The organism is Cupriavidus sp. SK-4, from assembly GCF_000611125.1.
GTDB classification, from domain to species: Bacteria; Pseudomonadota; Gammaproteobacteria; order Burkholderiales; family Burkholderiaceae; genus Cupriavidus; species Cupriavidus necator.
In genome coordinates this window covers 45,311-63,019 of the sequence record NZ_JFJW01000025.1, presented here as the reverse complement: position 1 = coordinate 63,019, position 17,709 = coordinate 45,311, and the positions used below count along the sequence as shown (strand labels likewise).

Here is a 17,709-nt window from a genome sequence, read left to right as displayed (position 1 = left end):
CAAGAGAAATCGTAGCGCCAAGGTCGGGCCGGCATTCGCGTAGAATGTCGGCTTCCCGCCCGTGTCCACGTTCAGCATTGCAGATCGCAGGCGAACGTGCGGCGGCGAGCGGTCATTTGACTTCACATCGTGCCGCCCCGATAGTAGGGCCTGCCCTCCGCGTTGTGCAACCGCACAACCACAGTATTGTTCATGCTCTTGCCTATTTTTCTCGTATCGCGTAATGGGGTAAAGAACACGGGCGGCGTCGAGCGCGTCGTACATCTTCTCCAGAGTGACCTCAAACGGCATGGCGCCGAAGTAACCCTGGTCGACGAAGCCATGGTTTTACCACAGTTTCTGTGTCGCAAGCGCCTTGCGCAGTTTGCCTTTCCAATCGCGGCATCGCTGTGGCTATGGGCCAGAAGATTATCTGGTGGCAAGTTCGTGACCATTTCCAACTCCTCTTACACACCGCTCTATCCTGCTGAAGCAGTAATCGTTCACGGTTCCGCGGCTGGTTATATCCGGGCCTTGACCAAGTCGGGCAACCGGTTTCTGGGGATGAGGCTTCTGGCCCGCCTCGAAGGCCTGACAATGCGCTGCGCGCAGCGCGTGATCTGCGTCTCGGAAGCCGTCCGCGACCTGTGCATTGGCCACCATGGGATACCCGCAAGGAAATGCCGCGTGGTCCACAATGGCATTGACGCGAGCGTGTTTCATGCCGGGCAGAAATTCACGAACGGCCTCGTGCGGCTGGGCTTTGCGGGACGCTTGGAATATGGCAAGGGGTTGCCTTATCTGATCGAGATAGCGCGCTGGATTGGCACGCAACCCACCATGCGGCTGGTCATCGCAACGACGAGCGACGTGCCGACTACCCTGAAGAATCTCCCCGGCGTCACAATTGTTCCCGGCCTGGCGCCGGACCAGATGTCGACGTTCTACGACATGATCGACATCATGCTGTTGCCCTCCCTCTTCGAAGGGTTCGAGCTTGTCACACTCGAGGCACTGGCTTCCGGCGTCAGTGTACTAGGCACCCGGGTGGGCGCCTGCGATGTGTTCCTGCGGCAAGGCGTGCCCTGGGTCAGCGAACTACCGACAGACACCAGTGATTTCGTCAGGCAAGCTGCGTCGATTTTTGAGCGTCTGCGACGCAATAGCGACCCCGCTCGCATGCACGCATTCATTGAAGAATCCTTCTCCATCGAGCGCTTCTGCAAGCAGATTCGCGCACAACTGCAATTACGAGATTCGTGAACGTTCTGCTGATATCACCCAATGGGCTTCAGGAGCTTTCCGGAGGCGGCCTCTATCTCCGCTCGCTGGCCCAGGCGCTTTGCGCCGCCCAAGGCGTCGACCAGCTGACCGTCATCAGCAAGGACATGGGCAATGGGGAAATATTCGAGTTCCCTGCCCACTGCAAACGCATTTACCTGAAGAAGAACGCGCTCCGGGATGTGGCGGCACGCGTGCGACTGTGCCCCACCTACTTGATGACTTACCGCTCCCTGCTGATGCGCGAAGCGCGCGCCGCGGACGTCACGCTGTTCCACAATTCCCGCCTCGGAAGGCTCATGTCCGACATTCGCAAAAAAGTGCCCGGGAGGACATACGGGATACTGAGCGACAACGTGGAAGCCGAACTGAAGCGCCAGCACAGCGGGGGAAATATGTTACGGCAAGTAAGTAATGCGTTGGACACGCGGCTTATTCGCCACGCGGAGGCCCCGTGCCGCTCCGCGGACTTCATGACCTTTATCACTGAGGCCGACCGCACGCTGTTCGACAGCCATTACGGCATGCCCGCGCGCACAGGCATATTGCCCATCTCGCTGTCTCGTGGCGAGCCCGACGCGCAACGCCTGGCGGATTCCGCCGCCCATCCCCAGATTCTGTTCACCGCCCATTTCGGCTTTGCACCAAATCAGACCGCCTTGCATCACTTCGCCGAAGTGGCAAAGGCGTTCAAGGAAAGCGCCGATACGCCCGTGCAGTTCGTCGTTGCGGGCGCCCGTGCGGCGGAAATGGCCGCACCCTACCCCTGCCTGCAGGTCATCGACAATCCCGATCCCGACCGGATGTCCGCCGCCTTTGCCTCCGCCGCGGTCTACCTGGCACCGGTCAGTTGGGGCAGCGGCATGAAGACCAAGGTCGCCGAGGCGTTGTCGTATGGCATCCCGGTGATCTGCATGCCAAACGCCGCGGTAGGCTATGAAGCCATGCTCTCCGACGAGCGATATTGCGAAGCCATTAGCGTCGTTGAAAATGTGCCACAGATGGCACGCACACTTCACAGAATTTTACAAACCCCCGATCAGGGCTCCCTCCGGAATGCTGCATCTGCAGCATTCGATGCTTTATACTCGCAGGCGTCGCAGACTCGGCGGCTGGAACTGCTACTCCTTGCAAAATGATCAAATCGAGCGCGAAAAGACTGGTTAGCATCATTACTCCCGTGCATAACGATGGGAAGTATATTGGCGCGACCGCCATTTCGATTCTGCAGCAGAGCCTCACCGACTTCGAATGGATTTTGGTCGATGATGGATCAAATGGCGAAACGGCAGTCGTGCTCGCCCGTCTTGCCGCATCTGACGCGCGCATTCGAATCATTACAAATCCGGTGGCATACGGTCCCGCACGCGCGCGCAATATCGGTATCGCGGCCGCATCTGGAGAATATGTCGCATTTCTCGATGCTGATGACATCTGGGATGCAAATAAGCTGGAACAGCAGGTCAGGTTTATGCGCAACCATGACCTGGATTTCAGCTATCACGACTATATTCCGTTTGAGGACGGCAGTGGCCGCCCATTATCGAAGATTTGCGGGCCGAACCGGCTGACGCTGTTTTCCCATAACGCACGGCGCGGCGTGGGATGCCTGGCAGTAATGCTCAAGCGGAAGATCGCCGGCGACGGCGTGTTTCCGGCCATGCCGCCTGGCCTGGTCGCGGAGGACTTTGCGGCCTGGGCGATCCTCATCAAGGGTGGCCTGCGCGGCGAGCGCCTGCCGAAGACGCTGGCATGGTACCGCGTGCGCAAGCGGTCGTTCTCGTCGAACAAGTTCCGCTCGGCGCATTCAGTCTGGTTCATCATGCGCACGATGGAGGGCTTCGGCAAGGTCACGTCGGCGTTCTTCCTTGCGAGCTTCCTGTTCACAGCGATGATCTCACGGGTGGTGGCCCGTGTTTCCAGCCCTTACCAGACACTGGCCGCGCCTCCATGGCATTGAACGCACTGATCTCTGGTCTGGGCGTTCTCCTGAAGTTGCTCTGCGGCTTGGCCGCGAACAAGATCCTGTCCACGCAGTTGGGACCGGCAGCCTTTGGGACATGGGGAAATGTCTTCAGCCTGGCCACGCTCTACACGACGTTCTCGAATGGCGGCATCTCGCAAGGGCTGATCGCGCAGTTGTCCTCACCGACACAGGACGATGCGGCGCGCGCACGGTGGCTGGCCGGCGGGTTGCTGTTTGTGCTTGGTGTGCCCGTGCTGATCGCCGCCTGGCATGCCGGATTCCGGCAACTCGGCGTGGTCAGCGGCGCCAAGGCGCTCGGCCCGCTCGCCGCACTGGCGCTCGGTCTGCTCGCTGCACTGGCGTTGCAGATCCAGGCCACCGTGCTGGCACAAGGGCGGTCGCGGCTGAATGCCATCGTAGTTGCGCTATCGGGTGTCACCGCACTGCTGAGCTACTGGCTGTTCGTCCTGCCTGGTTCGATCCCGAGCGCGGTCCGCGCACTGGTCATCAGCTTTGCCACAACGCTCGCGATCTGGCTGGTGGTGGCCGCCTCCACCCGAACGCGCTGGCATGCCGGCATCACCGCCTTGCGCGACGGTTGGCCGGCAGCCCGATCGCTGGCACCCTATGTCGCTATCGCGCTCGCACCGGCCGTCGTGGGCACCGCGGCCGTGATCGCCGTCCGCGAAGTCGTGTCGACGCAGGTCAGCCCGGAAGCGGCCGGCCTCTGGCAAGGCATGTTCCGCATCTCCGACGCCGTCGTCGCCATGGCGCAAGCGGTGGTCAGCTTCGTGCTGCTGCCCGAAGTGTTCCGGAGCGATGCGCCGCGCCAAACGCTAAAAAAACGTCTGGCCGGCTATGCTCTTCTCGTTGTGCTCGGCTTCATCGTTGGCGTAGCAATCCTGTGGCGCGGCGCCGACCTCGTGGTCAAGGTGCTCTACTCCGAGCAGTACGCGGGCATCTCACCCCTGCTCTGGATCGAACTGCTCGGCGATGCCTTCAAGGCCCTGGCAATGCCGTTTGTCGCGTTTTTCATTTATCAAAGGAATCTTCGGTTTTCCTGGGCGCTCGAGTTGACGTTTTCGGTCTGCTTCGTACTGGCCACCTACATACTGACCGGCTTGGCTGGCCTGGCAGGGGCAGCGGTCGCGTACGCCTGTGCGAACCTCGCCCTGCTGATTGTTGCTTTTGTATTGTTTTTTGGAGCCCAGGATGCCTAATTTTCTCTTTCTGGCAACAGTGGCGCTGGTAATTGCCAACCTGATCAGCGGTGCCTACGGCGTACTCGCCTGGCAGGAACCCATTACTGCGCTGACATTCTTTGTTTGCATATACCGGGTCAGCAAGGCGTCTTCCAGCCGGTTCAACCCGGCAATGCTGCTTTGCCTGACCACGACGCTCTTCCTGCTCAGCCGTTTCCTGATCACCTATTTCTTTGGCTGGTCCGACTACCGCTACGGCGACTGGTTCCGCATGGGGCCGATGAACGACCATACGGTGGCGCTGTCGCTGTGCGGCATCAGCCTGTTTCTATGCGGCATTGCATTGTCGGCAGGCAAGCTCGGCAACGTCCCGGTGCGCAATGACCAGTCTCTTGGCGCCTTCGCATTACGCTCCGGCCTGGCACTGCTGCCCTTTGCGCTTTATCGCGTCTATATCAATATTGACACGTGGCGCAATGGCGACTATCTCGCGCTCTACAAGTACGGTGGTCCGAGCGGCATTCCCTATGCGCTCGGCGGCTGGCTGATTTTCTGTGTCTTCATGTACCTGGCGTCGCGTCCCAAGCAGCGTTCGGCATTCATGGCATATGGCTTCGGGCTGGTGCTTTGCGTACTGGACATGCTCAAGGGGGCGCGTGGTATTCCAATGGCGCAGATCATCGCGCTGACGTGGCTGCTGGTCATGACCCAGGAACTCAAGGTTTCGTGGTGGAAAGCTGCTTGCGCCGGCATCGGCCTCGCCATCGTTGCCGATATTGTGGGGCGCGTTAGAGTGGGCATTCCTGTTGCAACAGCAATTTCGTCCGATCCGTTCGAAACACTCTTCGGATTCGCTTACGGGCAGGGTGTCAGCCTGATCTTCATCGAGTCCACGGCTACGCACCTTGTAAGGTTCACACCTGTCGACGGGTTGCGCGCGACCTTCGCCACCTTCCTCGACGGCTATCATCGAATGCTAGGTGATCTCGCTGCCGGTCAGACGCTGGAATTCGTCAAGCACACAGCCAGCCTGGCGCATCGCATATCGTTCATCGTCGATCCGAAAATGTACCTCGAAGGCAAGGGCATGGGCGGTTCTGCAGTGGCGGAGTCCCTGCTGTATTCGCGGCTGTTCGGGCCGCTCGTCGCTGGCCTTTTCACCGGCATGTGTTTGCGCCTGCTCCACCGCGTAGCCAGGGCCTCGCCGCTCGGCCTGTTTGTCTTCGCCGCCACGCTGCCCTTTTTCCTGCTGCTGCCGCGTGAAAACCAGTTGCTCTTCGTGGTTCCGATGCTGAAGGCATCGCTGTTTGCTACGATCTTTTACGTAATCGCAAAATTCCATGTCAGACAGCCAGCCTAAGGTGACCGTCGTCGTTCCGACCTACAAGCGCGCTCACCTGCTTGCGGACACGATTCCGTCCTATCTGCAGCCAGAGGTCGCACAACTGGTACTGGTGGACGACTGCTCGCCCGACAATACGCCCGAGGTCGCGAAGGCGCTCATGCAGCGCTACCCGCAGGTCACCTATCTCCGCAACAGTGCAAACGGGAAACAGACCACATCGAAGAACCGTGGCAAGGCACTGGCGCAGACGGAATTCATCTACTTCGGTGATGACGATTCCATACTGAATCCCGGCGCTTTGGGGATTCTGCTGCAAACAGCAAAGGACACCGCCAGCGATATCGTTGGCGCCTCCGCCCTATACCTGCGCGACGACAATGACACGGAAGCCGCCGTCATCGAGCGCCGCAAGCTTGCTAGCAGGGCAGACGATGTGGTGAACCTGAGCAGGCTGCGATTCGATTTCGCGGCCAGAGTGCCTCAAGCTGTGGAGGTGCCTGTATGCCACGCATCGTTCCTGATTCGGGCGGACGCGGCCAAGGCCATAGACTTCGACACGGGCTACGTCGGCAACTGCTATCGCGAAGAAACCGATTACCTAGTGCGTTGCCGTGCAAGCGGACTCAAGATTTCATATGAGCCCCGCGCATTGCAGATCAACCTGCCTCCGTCTCAGGCCACCGGTGGTGCCCGTGGACGTGGCAGGTTGTCGTATGAGAGTTATGCGCTTTACAACACCGCTCGGTTCTTGCTGAAGAATCGGCAAGCCTTGAAACAGGCGGACCGACGCTGCAATGTCGCGCTTATGCTGGGCTGGTACGTAAGGGGGCGGGTAAGCGCCGCCTTGGCGCGGGCAGCGAGCGGTCTTTCGCGAAAACTCTCCGGACGGTCGTAGCCAGTCACGACGCCTACGATCGCGAAGCGCTTGCCAAGAGCTTCTGGATACGTTCAACAACGCTGGCAGGCACTGGGTCCTCCACACGGCGGAAAGCCAGCCCCTTGTCCATGCCTGGCAGCGCAGCCAGTACGTCCACTGCTGCCTTTACGGCACTGGACAGTGCCGCCAGGACGGCATTGGTCCATTGCTGCCGGTCGATGAACATCCGCAGTTGTGCACGAAGAAGATGTCTTCGCGCGACCAACGTCGACGTCACACTGTAGTTTCCCTGTCGGTACGCCAGCAAGGTCTCGTCAAGGCATGCAAACCTGCTCGCCGTACAGCTACGCAACAGCAGTTCCTGGTCTTCCGCACGCCTGACTTCCGGAACGCGATACCGATGCTTGCGGAACCAGTCCGCCCGGCCCATCCATGTGGGATGCGGCAATGGGATACCGCGCCACGGACGCGCGCAGATCGCCTCATGAGTTTCGCGAAACGGCAGGAATCCGACAATGGACCCATCATTCCGGAATACCGCTGCCCGACACCCTACCAGATCGACTTCGGGGTGTTCCTCCAGAAACTGGTACTGACGCTTCAGTCGCTCCGGAAAGCTCAGGTCGTCTGCATCCATCCGAGCAAGGTAGCGACCGCGGGTCAGATCGACACCCTGATTGAGGCGTGCAGTCAAACCGAGCTGAAAGCCATCCGAAACAAGCCGGATACGTGCGTCGTGCAACCCCAGCACGAGTTGGGCAGTGCTATCCGTGGACCCATCGTCAAGCACTATGAGTTCGAAATCCCCGAAAGTCTGGGCCAGAATGGAACGTACCGCAGGAATAATCGTCCGTTCGCCATTACGCACAGGTAGCAGCACGGTGATCGATGGGATTTGCTCAGACATTACTTGTCGCCGCCATACTCGCCTGCGGGCGGCAGCTTGCGTTGTCGACCCAGTACAAAAAGAACCCCATTCTTGGTCCAGCGTATTGGCGCGCGAACGGGAGCCGGAACCTTCGGATAAATCGCAAAGAAGATGCGCGCGAGACCTTGCAATGTGAGGAGTCGCTTACGGCGATAGCTCGCGATAAGCTGGTCGAAATACACGGCAGGCTCGGGTTGCGCCACCCCGTACTTCAGAAATCCACGACGCGAGCGTATGTGGTACTTCTCGAACAGCCGGTACCATTGCTCCCAGATCTCGGGCTCTTCGGCTACTTTGTGCGCGATCTTTTCGAACAGGATCGAATACTCGTAAAGCTCGATTTGCCCGCTGTCCCGGCATACCTCCGTGACCTGATGCGCCGCGTTCGTCGGCGTGCAAATCAGCGGCCTGGTGCTAAAGGCGAATGGCGTACCGCTCTGGAGGATACGGATATAGAAATCCAGGTCCACCAGCCATTTCATCCGTATATCGTATTCGAGCGAGAAAGCGCGACGATAGATCGTGGTACTCGGCGCACCGACGAAATTGCCTGCAAACAGCACCTCCGGCATTGCACGCAGCGCCTGCATTTGGCTCTCGGTGGCTCGATGAACACGCTGATGACCCGTTGCGACATCAATGATCAGCGTCGCACAGAACGCAAACCCAGCATCGGGATGGTCATCGAGTAGCTGCACGAAATCGCCCAGCGCATCCGCATCGGTAAAATTGTCGTCATGATGGAGGATCTTCAGGTAGTCGCCCGAAGCGAGACGCAACGCGGCGTTCCAGTTCTCCGGTGAACCCAGCTGCTTGGCATTTCGCACATATCGCAAGCGCCCGCCGAAATCGAATTCAGAAAGCAATGCTTCCACGGAATCATCGGGCGAATCGTCGGTAACGATCACTTCATAATCAGTAAAACGCTGATCCATTACCGACTGCAGCGTCTGGCGCAGAAAGGCCACCTGCCGATAGGCCGGAATACAGATGGAAACTTTAGGCATAGGCCCCTCTGATAATATCGGTCACACATGATCCACGCATCCATGACCATCTTGCCGGACCCACCGGGAACATACGAGCGTCTTGCCTAGCCCTTTCCTTGATAACGTTACGCATAGCGTCCATCAGACCGTTCTTTCCAACCTGCGGATAATGCCGAGCACGACCCGACGGTAGAGACGGTTCTTCGTTGCACGAGGCGCTTCCGCCGAGGGCGCGGCAAGCGGGGCCACTGCCGTCACAAAATAGTCACGCGCCCAATAGAAGCGACTGAGGAGTCCTTCCTTGGTGCCTTCGACAATTTCCTTTGAGCGGTCCCACATGCGTTTATTCTGCAAGTCCTGCTCGGTTTGCGTTTTGGGGCGCGTCAACGACAAATTACTATTGCGCGGCGCGGTGCTTACGTAGTAACTGCAGGTGAACGCCTCGATCACGGCCGGCTCATGATAGAAGCCCAGCCGGATTAGGAAATCCCAGTCCTCGGAACGCGTCAACGCTTCATTGAAAGGCTCTTCTCGCAGTTCGTCGTGCAGTCGCGTGCGGTCAATCAGAAAGCTATGGATCGGGATGAAGTTCTCTGTCCACAACGCCTTCAGGGAAAAGCTCTTGCGCACGAAGGGAGTGGTTTCCTGAATGACCTCGAACTGCTCATTCTCCTTCTTCAATACGGTTTGAGCATAGGCCCATGTGCGGCCAGTGTCTTGCAGGACCGTTACAAGGCGCTCCAAGTGATCCGGCTCCAATGCATCATCGTCGTCCAGGAAGCCGACGTAGCGACCCTTCGCCACAGCGATGCCAAGATTGAGATTTCTTGCGCGCTGGTCTTCATTGGTCGGATTGTGCGCCACACGGTATTCGATACTGGGCACCAAGGTGCCGAGGCCGCGGAGGTACTCGAGATATCCCTCGTCGGTGCCTTGGTACACCAATACGACCTCAAGCGGACGATAGATCGAGCGCCCAACGCTTTCGAGCGCGCGCGCGATTTCGCGATGACGACCTCCAACGCTCCGCACCACTAGCGTTGCCATCTCCTGCCCTGCAAGTCGATTCTCTTGCGGAACTGGCATCTTCAATTCCCCCACATCAACAACCGCTTGATGGCATTGCGGCATCTCCGCTGCAATGCACTGGCCGAGCCTCGCATCGTCCTGGCCAGATCCGCCGACGGCGGAGGCAGATATGGCTGCGCCTCCACCACTGCCGATCGGCGATACGATTGCAGACCTGTCTCTGTCAGCACCTTGCGGAATCGCTCTTTTAGAAGATCGTGCAACGCCCGCCCGTCCCAGAAACCCGACGCCGAGTTGGCGGCCTCAAGTTTGGCGAACCAATGCGCAATATCATTGAGATACTCAGGCGTCGCAGCGTACCGTTCGAGGATCAGACTTTCATGCAATTCAGAATCCCGCGTGTCGAGCTCAACACCTGCCTGAGCGAACATCCAGCCTCGCACCTTACGCGACGCCAAATACTGGTGATTGGATTCGCTCGTGCTGACCTGCTTCTTATGCAACCGGTAGTGCAGCAACAGGTCCGGCAGATTGGCGCTACGCACTTCCTGGGTAAAGCGGCTCCACAACCAATAGTCTTCCGCGTGCGGAAATTCGTTGGTGTAAACCAGCTTGCGCTCATCGTAAACAGAGCGGCGAAACATCAGTGCCGGATGTGCCAACGGGCAATAGAACATCAACGCGACACGAATATCGTCGTGCGATGGCGGAAACTGGAATGTATAAGGCGTCGCGATACTGTCGAAGAAGCGGATGGCACCGCCTACGACACCAACGTCGGCATGCTGCTGCAGAAACTCCACCTGCAGTCTGAAGCGGTCCGGCACACAGATGTCATCGGCATCCATGCGCGCGATATAGTCGCCTTTACAGAAACCCAAGGCCTTGTTGAGCGTGTTGACGAGACCAAGGTTCGTTTCATTCTCCACGATCCTGATGCGAGGATCCGCAAATGACCGCGCAATCTCAAGCGTATTGTCCGATGAACCGTCGTCAATGAGTATGACCTCGAAGTTCTCGTAGGTCTGGGCCAGCACGCTTTGCATAGCCTCGGCCAGATGCTGTTGCGCGTTGTACGCTGGCATTACGACGCTGATCAAAGGCTCGCCTTTCATTCAATTTCCGCCATGTCAGTGAACACTGTCACATCCACCGGTGACGCGTCACTGTTTATTGATTGATCTCTAAAGACTAATTTCACTGCAACGATACATTGCCGATGCGTTCGATCAAGTCCGTTTCAGAGCTTTGTCCACGTCGGCGGCAGCAGATCTCTCGTATCGAACTTCTCATCGCGAAACCACTGCGCTGGCGCAATCACTACCTTCTTCTCTGACGCATTCAGCCACGCTCCCCACCAGCTGAAAGTGCTGTTGGCAATGATGTGGTGACGGCAGGCTGACATCAGCCGCAAATCCTCATAGTTCCGGGCGGAGTCGTTGTGGCGGACATACCGCGTCTCGTGTCCGAGATGAAGGTTCTCCGCAACCCAGTCCGGGTCGTCGGAGAAAACATAGAACGTCGGTTTCACACCGATGTTTTCCGCTACATACCTGGCAGCCCGCATGTAGTAGTCCAGGGAACATGTTCCATGCACGGCATTGGCCGATGCATTGGTCACATAATCACCACGGCGGACGTGAATGGAAACTGCGCCCTCGTCGCCGCCGATACGTGCCAGCCATTCGGCATTTTCCGAAGTGGGCGGGGTGGCAATCTGAAAATCGCGGCGCAATTCCTGTGTCATTTCCGCGAAATAGCTCTCGCTTTGCCAGTACCCGTCGAGGTACGTACCGTCAGGCAGCTTCATGACCTCAGGATCCACAGCGAAACCGCGTTCGCGAAACACGCGCAATTCGGTACCCAGGCCAAAGCGTCGCAATGCCTTGGCCCACCGATTCTCAGCGCGCCCGCTGGGTATCTCGCGGTCTCCGGCCTGCACGGCCTTCAATGCAAAATGGTGCAGCCCGTAGTTGTGCAAGGGATAGTCGGCGAAGCCACTGCTGTCGATCTTCAACGGCACCCCAAGCCGCCGCGCCAGTGCCCGGCCCGCCGCGTACTGGAACATCTGGTTTCCAAGACCACCGATCACTCGCGTGACGATCATTCCTCCAACTCCTTGCTTACCCAGTTTTCCCAAATGAAAGGGAATTGATATGTCACGCGATGCGTTACAGCAAGCCGTTGCTGGATCGCCGCCATCCGTGCTTCCGCGTCAGGCACGAAATCGTGAAACTGAACCTGAAGTCGGTGGATTTTCCGTATAAGGCCCGTGTCGATCAGGTGATCGAGCAGGTCGTACTCGGCGCCCTCGATATTCACCTTCATCAAGTCAACTTGCGAAACATCCTCGGCTGAAAACACCTGCTCGGGCGTGACGACGCCAATTTCCACTATGTCTTCGCCCTGCAACTGCATGGACGATGCATCACCGGCAATCGAGATCTGGAACGTGCCCGCACAGCCACCAAGGCCCACCGCATGGAGACGGATCGCGTCGTTCTGCTCGAAACGACGCGCGATCTGCTCCACATACGATGGTACCGGTTCGAAAATGTGAATGTGGCAGCGATACCGTGCGTAGATGTCGCTCGCCCATTGTCCTTCGAACCCACCGACATCGAACACGATCGATTGGGACGTCAATGGGTAATCGACGCGCAGAGTACGGTCGCCATCGGCCGCCACCCATTTCCGGTACGAAAGCTCCTTCAATGAAGGCGGCGGCGGGGGAGGCGGTGGCGGTGGCGGCGGGGGAGGCGGCGGAGGTGGATCCATCGCATCGGCTGCATACTGCAGGCGGTAGCCCGCGGACCTGAGAACCCGTACCAATAGCTTGTTCACAGACTTTCCGTTCTTGATTTCTGGCAATTGCTGCGGCGATGACGAATCGCCACGTACCGCGGTGTTGGCGATTTCTGCTGCTTCCCTGGCCGCGCGTTCCACCATCTCGTTCATCGGGATCATGGTCTTCTGCACACGCTCGCTCTGGGACGTGGTGGCAATCAGGTGCTGCAGGACGATAGCGAGATTTGGAAAGAACTGCGTATTCCACAGATACTGCGTCCGTGCGCGCGCAATGGCCTCGAGGTGCGAAGGGTAATGCTTCGGGTCATCGAGACAACCGGCAATAGTCCGAGCAGCGCGTTGTGGTTCTTCCATCGCAATCCGCGTCCACGTATCGTCCGCGTGATAACGTCCGACATTCGTACAGCCTGCATAGAACGGATAGCACCATGCGAGCCACGCATCGGGGAGCTTTTCGGTCAGGAAATCTTCGCTTTCGTGGTTCTCCAACACCACCGCATATCGGTAGCGGGACAGCAGATCCCACTTCGAGTCGAAACTACGAATGCCGCGCCCATATACATGCAGGCGGTCTCCCAATGCCCCGGACAACGCCTGAACGAACTCCAGCCGCTTCCGATGGCCTTCGCTGAACGCCTTGTCCGACGAGATAACGCAGATCTCTTCCTGCTTTGCCACCGGCGCCATTGCAAGCAACTCGTCCATGGATCGTTCGACGAACCAGGGATGTGCCTGTTGCATCCGGAAGATGCGGGGATGATCAATGTCATGGCGCCCGCTGACGACAGTGTGGAACTGCGACAGAAAACCGGCGTCATAGTGGCCAAGGGAGTCCGGTTCGCCCGTCACGAATATGGTTCGTTCGTGCGGGCAGTTGACTTGCTCCCGCGCGGCGAGCGATTCGAATACCACCCAGGCATCGCAGTTCGAGATATTACTGTCGATGTGGAATCGGAAGGGCCCCCAAGTCGGCACGTGGCCTGGGAACTGACGCATCCATGGCCAGGCAGGTGCGCACGTTGACAGTTTGACGTCGATCATGCGAGAGACAAGGATTCCAAGCGCCAACCCGGATTGAGATGCACATAACCGAACGGCTGTTCGGCGGCATGCTGCACGTTATACCCCGGCGAACGGCGAACAGTGATTGGAAAGGAGAGCATGCTGTCAAAATAGTCGCAAACGCCAAACTGGCTGGAGTGGATTTCCACGACATAGCTGCCCGCCACCAGGAAATCGGCGGGCAATCGCGCATGCAGGACATAATCGCCGGGCAGGACGGTTTCCATGTCCGGATTCCAGTCTGCCGCGAGCGAGCGCGCAATCATTTCGCCAAGCACCGTCTTGAGATAGAACCCCATCCGAAACGCCTGAAGAGGCCGATGCACACGGAACTCGATCTGCACATCAATTGGCTTGCTGCCATCACACGCAGTGACCGGCACTTCGTCCTGAAGGATCAGGACATTCAGGCAATCGACATCCTCTGTGTGGAACGGCAGGTTCGCGCATTCGGTATTCACAGATCGCCGCATGTAGGACAGCACCGCTTCATCAACGGACACCTTCCCGTTGTTCACGCGGCCTCCCTCAAGGATCAGCGCGGTGTCGCACATCTCTTTGACCGCCCCCATGCTGTGGCTGACGAACAGCACGGTACGCCCTTCTGCCGCCAACTGGCGCATCTTGGCTTGACACTTCTTCTGGAATGCAGCGTCGCCAACGGCCAGTACTTCGTCCAGGACGATGATGTCCGGTTCCAGAAATGCCGATACTGCAAAAGCGAGGCGCACGTACATGCCGCTGGAATAGCGCTTGACGGGTGTGTCGAGGAATCGCTCGATCTCTGCGAAGTTGATAATCTCATCGAACTTGCGACGCACTTCGGCCTGGCTCATGCCCAGAAGCGCGCCATTGAGAAAGACGTTCTCACGCCCGGTCAACTCTGGATGGAAACCCGTACCAACTTCGAGCAGGCTGCTCAACCGGCCGCGAATCCGCACACTGCCGGACGTCGGGCTGACCACACGCGAAAGAATCTTCAACAGCGTGGATTTGCCGGCACCGTTCCTACCGATGATGGCAACGCGTTCGCCCTCTTCCACCTCGAAGTTAATGTCGCGCAATGCCCAGAAGACTTCTTCTGTCTCGACTTCAACGCCGGCCGCAGCGTTACGCTTCCGGCCACCACGCAGCATGGCACCCAGCCCGGAACCGATCGCATCGCGCAACGATTTCTGCGTCGACGCCTGGGCCTGCGCGGTGCGATGCTTGAGCAAATAGCTCTTCGAAAGATCTTCTACAACGATTGCTTTGCTCATGATTTACATCAGATCGGCGAAGCCGCTTTCAGTACGCCGGAAGAACCGGATTCCCGGGATGAGAAGCACGATCGTGATGCCGACGGAAATTGCGAGGGCGTCCCAGTGCAAAGGATTCTGTCCGCCTAGCAGACACCAGCGGAAACCGTCGATGATGCCTACCATCGGATTTAGCGAATAAAGCAGCCGCCACTTCTCTGGAACGATCGAGCTTGCAAAGCCGACAGGCGACAGATAGGCACCCAACTGAATGGCAACCGGAACCAGAAAGCGAAAATCCCGGTACGAGACGTTGAGCGACGCCACCCAGAGGCTGCATGCAAGTACGAACGAGCACAGCAAGATGACGAAGAGCGGCAAAAAAATGATCTGCCAGCTCGGAATATGAAGGTAGACCATCGACAGGCCGAGATACACGACGCCAGCGATGACGAAATCGACGACTCCAACGAACAGTGCACTGAGCGGCACGATCAGCCGTGGGAAATACACCTTCGAGATGATGTGGCCATTGCCCACAACACTGTTGCCTGCATCAGAGAAGGTCGCGGAGAAGAACTGCCATGGCAGCATTCCCGCAAACACCAGCAACGCATACGGTGCGTCGTTCGACGGCAACTTGGCAAGCTTGCCGAAGACAAGTGTGAAGACGAGCATGGTCGTGAGCGGGCGGAGGACGGCCCAGCTCATTCCCATGGCGGTCTGCTTGTATCGCACCAGCACGTCCCGCCACACGAGCAACATCAGCAACTCACGAAAGCGCCACAGGTCGCGCCAGTAGTGACTTGAATCAGGTTGCGGCGTAATCAGGGTCTCTGGCTTCGGCTCCGCAGACACCTTGCGCTCGGGGACGTTCAGGGCTTTCTGCATCACACTATTGCGCCCGGCAGTTCGGCCAAGGCTTGCTCGAGAAGTTTGAATTCGTCGTCCAGCGGATAGTGGTGATTCCCGATGAAGCAACCCGAGACATCGATCTCTTCCGCGTTGGTTAGGCTACCGTGAATGGAATAGTCATACCACTTCAGCACTTCGTTCTTAGCGAAATTGCCGGCAACGATAGGACGCACATCGATCTGGTGCTTCGCAAACGCCGCGATCAGGTCGGCGCGTGTGAACGGCGCATCGGGTTCGACAATGAGGCTGAAGCCGAACCAGCTGCTGTTGCCAATCTCGCGCTGAGTGCGCAAGTGCTGCACGCGCGACATCAGCGCCTGAAACTTCGATGCATTTCGGCGACGCTGTTCCACCATGCCAGGCAGCTTGCGCATCTGAGGAATGCCGATGGCACCGCTCAGTTCCAGCGGACGCACGTTGTACCCAGGCAGCACGAACCGGAACGATTCCTCGAACGGATTATCACTCTTGGTTCCGCAAACGTGATTGTGCTTGGGCAGGTTGCGCGTCCAGCCATGGGCGCGCAGTGCCAAGAGGATGTGATACAGCTCTTCGTCGTCGGTCACGACCACGCCACCTTCCATGGTCGAGATGTGGTGACTGAAGAACGATGAGTAAGTACCCATCAGTCCGAACGTCCCGGTTTGGCGCCCTTCGAACGTTGCACCCAGCGACTCACAATTGTCTTCAATGACGTCAATATTGCGATCGCCGACGATCTGACGGATGCGAGCGAAGTCGTTCGGATTACCCAGCAGGTTGACGACCATGATCGCTCGCGTTTGCGGGGTGATCGCGCCGGCTAGCGCATCGAGGTCATAGTTAAGCGTCTCGCGGTCAATATCGACGAACCGGACTCGCAATCCATACTGCTGCAGCGGATGGTACGTCGTACTCCACGACACTGCCGGCACGATGACTTCATCGCCAGCCTGCAGCGGATTGCTTTTCCGGAATAGCAGCGCGCCGACCATCACGAGGTTGGCGGAGGATCCGGAGTTCACCATTACGCTATAGCGGCTGCCAACGCTTTCGGCAAACACCCGCTCAAACTCAGCAACATGCTTACCCATCGTAAACATGCCCGACTCGATGACGCGTTGCATTGCATCGAGCTCTTCCTGGCCCCACGTAGTACTAGCAAGCGAGTACGGCATCCATTACCCCAAGTGATTCAAATAATAGTCATATGTAGCACGCAGCCCTTCAACCAGCGACGTCTGGGCAGCCCAGCCCAGCTGGCTGGCACGACTGGTGTCAACCAGCTTCCGGCTCATGCCAACCGGCTTCGACAAGTCATGCTCGAAGCGTCCCATATAGCCAACCACTTCTGCTGCGGCCTGGTAGTACTCATTGACTTCGTAGTCCCGACCCAGTCCGATATTCAGCACTCCTGGAAGGCTGTCGAAGCGGTCGATAAAGGTGAAGATGGCATCCGCCAGATCGCCCGCGTACAGAAACTCTCGCCGAGCGGTCCCATCGCCCCAGACGTCCACTGCGTCGCGGCCCGAAGACTTCGCCTCGTGCAGTTTGTGAATGATGGCTGGCACCAGATGCGAATGCTGCGGATCAAACTTGTCGTACTTGCCGTACAAATTGCATGGAATCAGCGTCTTGTACTGGCACTCCCGACTTTCCCGGCTGATGTAATCGCACAAGCGCGCCACTGCACATTTCGCCAGTGCATACCCTTCGTTGGTCGGCTCGAGCTGTCCTGTCAGAACTTCCTCTTCGCGCAGTGCATTGGGACTGTTCCGTGGATACATGCAAGAGCTGCCAAGATTAAGCACACGTGCAACCCCGGCATCACGAGCGGCCATGAGCAGGTTCTTGCCCATGTCCCAGTTCTCCACGAGAAACGCTACCGGCTCACGAATATTTGCCTGGATTCCGCCAACCCGGCCGGCCGCGTGCACAATACACGACGGTCGAAGGTCACGCAGGACGCCGCGTACCGCATCGAAATTCCGCAGATCCAATTCCCGACTGGACGGCGCCACGATATCGACATTACGGAGCTTGGCCAAATCGAGCAGGTTTCGCCCGACCATGCCAGTTCCACCTGTGACAAGAATGGGACCCTGAGGCAC

16 protein-coding genes are annotated in these 17,709 nt (G+C 58.2%); 6 read left to right on the top strand and 10 right to left on the bottom strand.

Features of this window, described 5'->3' with window-relative positions; genetic code table 11:
* The first annotated feature begins 192 nt into the window (after positions 1-192).
* Genes CF68_RS05725 through CF68_RS05700 form a run of 6 tightly spaced genes read left to right on the top strand, consistent with a single transcriptional unit; the run spans position 193 to position 6,668 of the window.
* A complete protein-coding gene (locus CF68_RS05725; RefSeq protein WP_035816660.1) occupies positions 193-1,242 on the top strand; it encodes a glycosyltransferase family 4 protein in 1,050 nt (349 codons plus the stop codon).
* Positions 1,239-2,399, top strand: coding sequence for a glycosyltransferase (locus CF68_RS05720; protein ID WP_035816658.1), 1,161 nt, complete (start codon positions 1,239-1,241; stop codon positions 2,397-2,399). Before CF68_RS05725 ends, CF68_RS05720 begins: the two co-directional genes overlap by 4 nt.
* Positions 2,396-3,220, top strand: coding sequence for a glycosyltransferase family 2 protein (locus CF68_RS35445; RefSeq protein ID WP_051591417.1), 825 nt, complete (start codon positions 2,396-2,398; stop codon positions 3,218-3,220). Before CF68_RS05720 ends, CF68_RS35445 begins: the two co-directional genes overlap by 4 nt.
* Positions 3,211-4,446, top strand: a complete 1,236-nt coding sequence (locus CF68_RS05710; protein WP_161786852.1) for an oligosaccharide flippase family protein — start codon at positions 3,211-3,213, stop codon at positions 4,444-4,446. The genes CF68_RS35445 and CF68_RS05710 overlap by 10 nt, the downstream gene beginning before the upstream one ends.
* On the top strand, positions 4,439-5,788 hold the full coding sequence (gene wzy, locus CF68_RS05705; RefSeq protein WP_084187091.1) for an O-antigen polysaccharide polymerase Wzy: 1,350 nt from the start codon (positions 4,439-4,441) through the stop codon (positions 5,786-5,788). The genes CF68_RS05710 and wzy overlap by 8 nt, the downstream gene beginning before the upstream one ends.
* Complete coding sequence (locus CF68_RS05700) at positions 5,769-6,668, top strand: glycosyltransferase (protein WP_035816652.1); 900 nt, start codon at positions 5,769-5,771, stop codon at positions 6,666-6,668. The genes wzy and CF68_RS05700 overlap by 20 nt, the downstream gene beginning before the upstream one ends.
* Positions 6,669-6,681: 13 nt before the next feature.
* On the opposite strand, the gene CF68_RS36005 is transcribed toward CF68_RS05700, so the two are convergent.
* From CF68_RS36005 to CF68_RS05640, 10 genes are all read right to left on the bottom strand, one after another.
* Entirely contained in the window at positions 6,682-7,557 is an 876-nt protein-coding gene (locus CF68_RS36005) for a glycosyltransferase family A protein (protein ID WP_081645100.1), read from the bottom strand.
* On the bottom strand, positions 7,557-8,585 hold the full coding sequence (locus CF68_RS05685; RefSeq protein ID WP_063832552.1) for a glycosyltransferase family 2 protein: 1,029 nt from the start codon (positions 8,583-8,585) through the stop codon (positions 7,557-7,559). The genes CF68_RS36005 and CF68_RS05685 overlap by 1 nt, the downstream gene beginning before the upstream one ends.
* A gap of 123 nt (positions 8,586-8,708) precedes the next feature.
* Positions 8,709-9,653, bottom strand: a complete 945-nt coding sequence (locus CF68_RS36000) for a glycosyltransferase family 2 protein (RefSeq protein WP_161786851.1) — start codon at positions 9,651-9,653, stop codon at positions 8,709-8,711.
* A 2-nt stretch (positions 9,654-9,655) separates the two neighbouring features.
* Positions 9,656-10,711, bottom strand: coding sequence for a glycosyltransferase (locus CF68_RS05670; RefSeq protein ID WP_051591416.1), 1,056 nt, complete (start codon positions 10,709-10,711; stop codon positions 9,656-9,658).
* Between the two features lie 125 nt (positions 10,712-10,836).
* Positions 10,837-11,703, bottom strand: a complete 867-nt coding sequence (locus CF68_RS05665) for an alpha-1,2-fucosyltransferase (protein ID WP_035816644.1) — start codon at positions 11,701-11,703, stop codon at positions 10,837-10,839.
* Positions 11,700-13,445 carry an FkbM family methyltransferase gene (locus CF68_RS37630; protein ID WP_035816642.1) on the bottom strand — a complete coding sequence of 582 codons (1,746 nt, stop codon included), beginning with the start codon at positions 13,443-13,445 and terminating at the stop codon, positions 11,700-11,702. The genes CF68_RS05665 and CF68_RS37630 overlap by 4 nt, the downstream gene beginning before the upstream one ends.
* Positions 13,442-14,725 carry an ABC transporter ATP-binding protein gene (locus CF68_RS05655; protein ID WP_051591415.1) on the bottom strand — a complete coding sequence of 428 codons (1,284 nt, stop codon included), beginning with the start codon at positions 14,723-14,725 and terminating at the stop codon, positions 13,442-13,444. The genes CF68_RS37630 and CF68_RS05655 overlap by 4 nt, the downstream gene beginning before the upstream one ends.
* A 3-nt stretch (positions 14,726-14,728) precedes the next feature.
* A complete protein-coding gene (locus CF68_RS05650) occupies positions 14,729-15,595 on the bottom strand; it encodes an ABC transporter permease (protein WP_035816640.1) in 867 nt (288 codons plus the stop codon).
* On the bottom strand, positions 15,595-16,776 hold the full coding sequence (locus CF68_RS05645) for a DegT/DnrJ/EryC1/StrS aminotransferase family protein (protein WP_035816638.1): 1,182 nt from the start codon (positions 16,774-16,776) through the stop codon (positions 15,595-15,597). Before CF68_RS05645 ends, CF68_RS05650 begins: the two co-directional genes overlap by 1 nt.
* A 3-nt stretch (positions 16,777-16,779) precedes the next feature.
* Positions 16,780-17,709, bottom strand: coding sequence for a GDP-L-fucose synthase (locus CF68_RS05640; protein WP_084187087.1), 930 nt, complete (start codon positions 17,707-17,709; stop codon positions 16,780-16,782).